This window comes from Clostridium sp., assembly GCF_034179595.1.
Lineage (GTDB): Bacteria > Bacillota > Clostridia > Clostridiales > Clostridiaceae > Clostridium.
Map to the genome: position 1 here is coordinate 1 of NZ_JAXFPT010000012.1, position 5,924 is coordinate 5,924.

Genomic DNA, 5,924 nt, shown 5'->3' on the forward strand with positions numbered 1-5,924 from the left:
TTATAATTACTATGTATATCATATGTATCCTCCTCTATATACGAGTTTCACTTTAATATATTACCACATTTATAAAATAAGTAGTATATTTATTTAATTTAAAGTAAATACCATTTCATACTTATTACTTAAATCTTCTCTGTATATATAACCTTCTTCATCAAAATTTTTTAAGCCTTCTAAATTATTTATTCTATTTTTCATTATATAAGTTGCCATAAGTCCTCTTGCTCTTTTAGCATGTACAGTTATAACCTTATATCTACCATTTTTAAATTCCTTAAATACTGGAGTTATGATAGTAATGCCTTTCATATATCTAAGTCTTGCTGATTTAGAATACTCATTTGACGCTAAATTAACTAATATATCACTTTCACTATCTTTAACATCATCTAATAAGGCATCTTTTATTTTCTCTCCCCAAAAAGAATAAAGGTCTCTAAAATCATCTACACTTAACTTAGTTCCCATTTCTAATCTATAATTACATATAAGATCTAATGGTCTTAAAACTCCATATAAGCCAGACAATATTCTAAGATGTTTATTTGCATAATCTAAATCCTCTTTAGAATATGATGATATATCAAGTCCTCTAAAAGCTTCCCCATTAAAACTTAATGCACATGGAAATAATAAATCTATATTATTAGTTGACCACTTGTGAATATCTAAAAATGTTTTATCTGTTAATTTCTCAGATATTTTCATAAGTGAGCTAAGTTCATCTGGATTAAATTCTTTTAATCTATAATTTAATCTTTTAGCTTCAACAATATATCTTGGCTTAGTCATTTCTATATCATAATTTATTTGCTTTCTTTCTAATTTTTTAGTTGGCGATAAAATTACTATCATATATATTCCTCTCTTTTCCTGTTTTACTTTTATACAAACTATAATTTTGAAATTATTTTTTAAATATTATATACTAAAATTAAAAACTTATGGAGACTTTTTATGAATAATTTAAATGATATACTTGGAATAAATTTAGATGAAATATCACTTTTAGATATAAATGAAGAAATACTTATAAAACTAAAAAGTTGTGATTATAATACTCAAAGCAATTTTTATTTTTGGCTTATAAATAAAATTAATGGATTAGAAGATACAAAAAATCTCATAGAACTTTCTCATTGTCATTTTTTAATGTCATATTTTTTATATGTAATCTTTACTCCTATATGCTATGAAGAATTAGCTTTCTATCATGCAAATAAAGCTAATAATATTAATCCTTCTTTAAAATATAAAGAATGGTTACTTATGTTTGCAATGCTTCCAAATGGATTTATTAAACCTTTTGACACCATTAAACTTGCAGAAGATGTATTAGAACTTAATCCATCTAGTCAAATAGCTAATGCAATTATTTCTATGTTTTAAAAAAGAGTATAGAATATTCTTCTGTACTCTTTTTTAATAATAAATTCCTTATACTATTATTTTTTACTCTTAATTTTATACTCATTTATAATACGCAATATATTTTCATTGTTAATTACTACTCTTGGAATTTTTATTTGATTCTTTGATACACCTTTTTTAAATAAGCTTTCTTTTATGATCTTAAATGTACCACTTTTTAAAATAACTATCTTGATGTTACCTAATTTTTTATTATTTCTAGCTCTATCATAAGCTAAATTTGATTTTTTAAGTTCTTTATCTAATTGTTTTTCTAATCTATTTATCTCTTTAGACTCTATCTTTTCTTTAAATTCACAATAAAAAACATATCTTCCTGGTGTAATTGAATTATCAGGTATTGTTGTAAAATCTACTAAATTTAAATTAAGGCTACTCATACATTTTTTTATGGCACTTGTTAACTGTTCTTCGTTAGTCTTTTCAGCTACCATATTTAAAACCTGATTTTTTCTAAATAAAAATTCAATTTCTGGAGAATTATTATAATAATCAACAACCTTAACTACATCACCTAATCTATATCTATAAAGCCCTGCATAATTAGTAACAACTACTTCATATCTTTCTCCAACTTTTAATTCATTTATCAATAAAGTTTTTGGATTATCTTTATAAATCTCTTCAAAAGGAATAAATTCATAAAAAACTGTATCTGGAATTACAACATATCTTATCTTTTCAACATATGGATTATATCCATTTAATTTTTTTCTAGTCTCTTCATCTAGTTTAATCTTTCTATTTATCCTTCCTTTTCTAATATCAGCTATTAAATCTTTGTAATTATCTTCAAGTATTCTAAATAAATCTAAAATATTAGAAATAAATGCTGCACTTATATTAGATAAATTTCTTTCATTAAGTGCAAATAATAAATGAAGATAATTTGCACTATCTTTATCCTTTATTTCCATAACTTCAATTGGAGAAGTATAAAAGTATTTTATTATATTTTTAATCCCCTTCATTCCTCCAGAAGTTGCTGAACATATAGGTATTCCTCCTTCTGTATAAGTTGTTGTAACTATATCTGATATTGTAAGACCTCTTTCACAATTCCATACATCTTTAAGATTATCATAAGCAAATCTATTTAAAAGTATTGCCATATATTTTGATCCAATTAATCTACTACTTTTAGTAGTTGGAATTAACTTTTGCTTTCCTGTTGTTCCTGAAGTGTGTCCAAAATACTCAATCTTTTCACTAAACAATATATTTTCATAACCCTTAGCCATTTTTTCTATATATTTTTCATAGAAATCATAGTTTGTTATAGGAAATTTATCTCTAAAATCCCTAATGCTATTAATAGATTTAAAATTATATTTAATCCCTATTTCACTTTTATAATTCTTTCTTAAGATTTTAAGTAATACACTTTCATTTACTTTATACGCCTTCTGTGTATCTTTATTAAAATTCCTTTTTACTAATACCCCTATTCCTAAATTTAATTTCAATAATCCTTTGCTTATTATTGTCATAACTGTTCTTCCTTAGTATTCTTATCTATAATCATTCTATGAAAAAAGTTAAAAAAAGATATGAAAATATATAGTATAAGAAAAAAAGCTATTCTAACTTTTCATTTTAGAATAGCCTTAATTTAACTCTTTTAAATTATTTATAAATTCATTTTATTTTTCATAAAATCTATCAATGGAATATCTGCTGGTGCTATATTATAATTATCAATTTCTTCTAATCTTACCCATCTATATTCATCATGATCAGATAATCTTATATTTCCTGATTTAATAATTGCAGTGTATCCTTTTAATGAAACTATTTTATTATCTCCATAATCATGTATACTTTCTCCAACATAATCCTTTATTTCAATTTCAATATCCATCTCTTCTTTTAATTCACGAATCAGAGCTTTTTCTAATGTTTCTCCATTTTCCACTTTTCCGCCTGGAAATTCCCAAAATCCTGCAAGTGGTTTTCCTTCTTTTTTCTTTGCTATTAGTATTTTATCTTCTTTTTCTAATATTGCTGCTACTACATTTATCATATATGTTTTTCTTCTCCTAAATTATTATAGTTTTATTTGCTTTATTAATAAGTTTTGCTGGAATCTCTTCATCTAATTCCCATATAAAACTGATTGGCTTATTTCCACTATGACTTCTATATTTGCAAGTTCCAAGATAAGTAAATGGTGATGTAAGGCCTTGCTTTTCTTTATATTCTCTTACAAATATAGCTATTTTGTTTTTATTTTTTAATTGATTCATATATCTTTGTCCTGTTGCACTTTGAACTGATGTTTTACTTTGAGTTTGCCAATGAAATAATTTTTCATTTATAGCATAATCCTCATATAAGGTGGATGGTGAGAAATCTTTATCACTTTTATTTAATGTTACAAAGAATATATCTGTGTTTTTATCTTCAAAATATTTTGCCCCTTCTCTAAATGAAGGTTTATTTTCTTCATTAAAATACCCAAAGGCAGCCATAATTAAATCTCTTGAATAATCACAATGTAAATCTAAAGGACAATCATATCCTAAATCAACTTTTTTATCTATAAAATCAATGTTATCATAATTATACTCTAATATAGAACAAACTTCTTCCATCATGGTTTTATTTTTGAGAAGTCTATTAATCCCTTCATTTATTGATTTTAAATTTAACTTTTTAGGAACATCACTATAAAAAATATAATACATCATATTTAACATTAATTTTTCTTCATTTGAGAAATTAGCATTCGAAATATCATTATAATTTTTTATTAGATTAATCATAAATTTTATAAATCTTCTTGAATTTATAAAAAACAAATTATATAACTTTTTAGTTATTTCATCTTCATTTTCATCATAAAATTCATCTTTTTGCTTAGCTAGAACACACATTCTACTAAAACTTCTATCTTTACTTTTACCATAAAAATCTACTAAAGATAAGTTATGAAAAGCTAAGAAATTCTCTAAAGTTAGCTCTAACCCACTATCATCTTTAAAAGATACAAGCTTATTTATTAGATTTGTTTTTGTATTTTTTAAGTCTTTTATATTTCTTAATATATATTCTTTTGCTTGTTTTTCTAATTGAATATAACACCCTTTGGGTAAATTTAAAAATCCATTTTCTATATAATCTTTTACTGATCTATTTGTTCTTCCAACTAAAGCCCTAAACTTCTCTTCAAAATTATAATTTTTATGAGCTTGCCCAACATAATCTAAAACAGTTAAACATTCTTTTCCTTCACTAAGTCTTAAGCCTCTTCCTAGTTGCTGTAAAAATACAGTTAAACTTTCTGTTGGTCTTAAAAATAATATAGTATTAACTTCTGGTATATCAACACCTTCATTATATAAATCTACAACAAAAATAAATTTTATTTCTCCATTAACTAATTTTCCTTTTGCTTCATCTCTTTCTTCCTTACTGCTTTCACTAGTTAATGCTAATGATGGAATTCCATTTTCATTAAACCTTTTAGCCATAAATTTTGCATGTTCTTTACTAACACAAAATCCAAGCCCAATAACTTCATTTATATCAGTTATATATCTATCTAAGCTTTTTATTATATCGCTAACTCTTTTATCATTTCCTGTATAAACCTTATCTAACTCACTTATACTATATCCTTTTCTTTGCCATTTAAGCTTTGATAAATCCACATTATCTGAAACTGCAAAATACTGAAATGGACTTAGTAATTTTCTATTTATAGCTTCTGGTAATCTTATCTCTCCAGATATTTTATGTTCAAAATAGCTAAATATATCTTTATTATCATTTCTCTCAGGCGTTGCAGTTAAACCTAATAATGCTTCTGGTTTATAATAGCTTAATAATCTTTGATATGAAGGCGCTGCTGCATGATGGAATTCATCAATTATTATAAAATCATAAAAATCTTTTGAAGTTATACTATATAAATCCTTGCTATTTAAACTTTGAATAGAAACAAATAAATAATCTAAACTCTCTGGAACTTTTCCTCCTACCATAAGTTCACCAAAATTATTATTCTTTAATATTCCCCTAAAGGTATCCCTTGCTTGTTTTAATATCTCTTCTCTATGAGCTACAAATAATAATCTATTAGCCTTCCCCCTATTTTCTATGCAAAAACTTTTATAGTCAAAAGCAGAAATTACAGTCTTTCCTACACCAGTTGCAGCAACAACTAGATTTTTATTTCTACCAAATATTTTTCTCTCAACTTGAATTTTTTCTAATATTTCCTTTTGATATGCATAAGGTCTTATATCAAAATTGAAATTAAATTCTTTTTCATTACCATTTTTATTTTCTTTTCTTAGAGAACTCTCTAGCATTTCTTTATCTTCATCAGTCCCTTTATATAAAACAAATTCAGGATCATTCCAATAACTATCAAATGTAGCTTCAAACTTTCTTATAATATCAAAAGAATCTTGTTCTGTTATTTTAAGATTCCATTCTAACCCTGAAGTTAATGCAGCATTAGATATATTTGAAGAACCTAT

The 5,924-nt window shown here is 24.6% G+C and carries 5 protein-coding genes; 1 reads left to right on the plus strand and 4 read right to left on the minus strand.

What is annotated here, in order from left to right:
* Window positions 1–93: 93 nt before the first annotated feature.
* Window positions 94–861, minus strand: coding sequence for a peroxide stress protein YaaA (yaaA, locus tag SPJ33_RS00880; protein WP_321116071.1), 768 nt, complete (start codon window positions 859–861; stop codon window positions 94–96).
* A gap of 102 nt (window positions 862–963) precedes the next feature.
* Here yaaA and SPJ33_RS00885 point away from each other — a divergent pair, with 102 nt between their 5' ends.
* The gene (locus SPJ33_RS00885) at window positions 964–1,395 is read left to right on the plus strand and encodes a hypothetical protein (RefSeq protein WP_321116072.1); all 432 of its coding nucleotides are present in this window, start codon (window positions 964–966) and stop codon (window positions 1,393–1,395) included.
* Between the two features lie 56 nt (window positions 1,396–1,451).
* Here SPJ33_RS00885 and SPJ33_RS00890 read toward each other — a convergent pair whose 3' ends face one another.
* From SPJ33_RS00890 to SPJ33_RS00900, 3 genes are all read right to left on the minus strand, one after another.
* A complete protein-coding gene (locus SPJ33_RS00890; RefSeq protein ID WP_321116073.1) occupies window positions 1,452–2,927 on the minus strand; it encodes a GH3 auxin-responsive promoter family protein in 1,476 nt (491 codons plus the stop codon).
* Window positions 2,928–3,067: 140 nt separating this feature from the next.
* Window positions 3,068–3,460 carry a (deoxy)nucleoside triphosphate pyrophosphohydrolase gene (locus tag SPJ33_RS00895; RefSeq protein WP_321116074.1) on the minus strand — a complete coding sequence of 131 codons (393 nt, stop codon included), beginning with the start codon at window positions 3,458–3,460 and terminating at the stop codon, window positions 3,068–3,070.
* A gap of 16 nt (window positions 3,461–3,476) precedes the next feature.
* The coding region (locus tag SPJ33_RS00900) for a DUF3427 domain-containing protein (RefSeq protein WP_321116075.1) at window positions 3,477–5,924 on the minus strand (2,448 nt) is incomplete at its 5' end.

What these genes read in the sequence shown, in the direction of transcription:
- yaaA (WP_321116071.1), bottom strand. Translation starts at nt 861, where the DNA reads ATGATAGTAATTTTATCGCCAACTAAAAAATTAGAAAGAAAGCAAATA.
- SPJ33_RS00885 (WP_321116072.1), top strand. Translation starts at nt 964, where the DNA reads ATGAATAATTTAAATGATATACTTGGAATAAATTTAGATGAAATATCA.
- SPJ33_RS00890 (WP_321116073.1), bottom strand. Translation starts at nt 2,927, where the DNA reads ATGACAATAATAAGCAAAGGATTATTGAAATTAAATTTAGGAATAGGG.
- SPJ33_RS00895 (WP_321116074.1), bottom strand. Translation starts at nt 3,460, where the DNA reads ATGATAAATGTAGTAGCAGCAATATTAGAAAAAGAAGATAAAATACTA.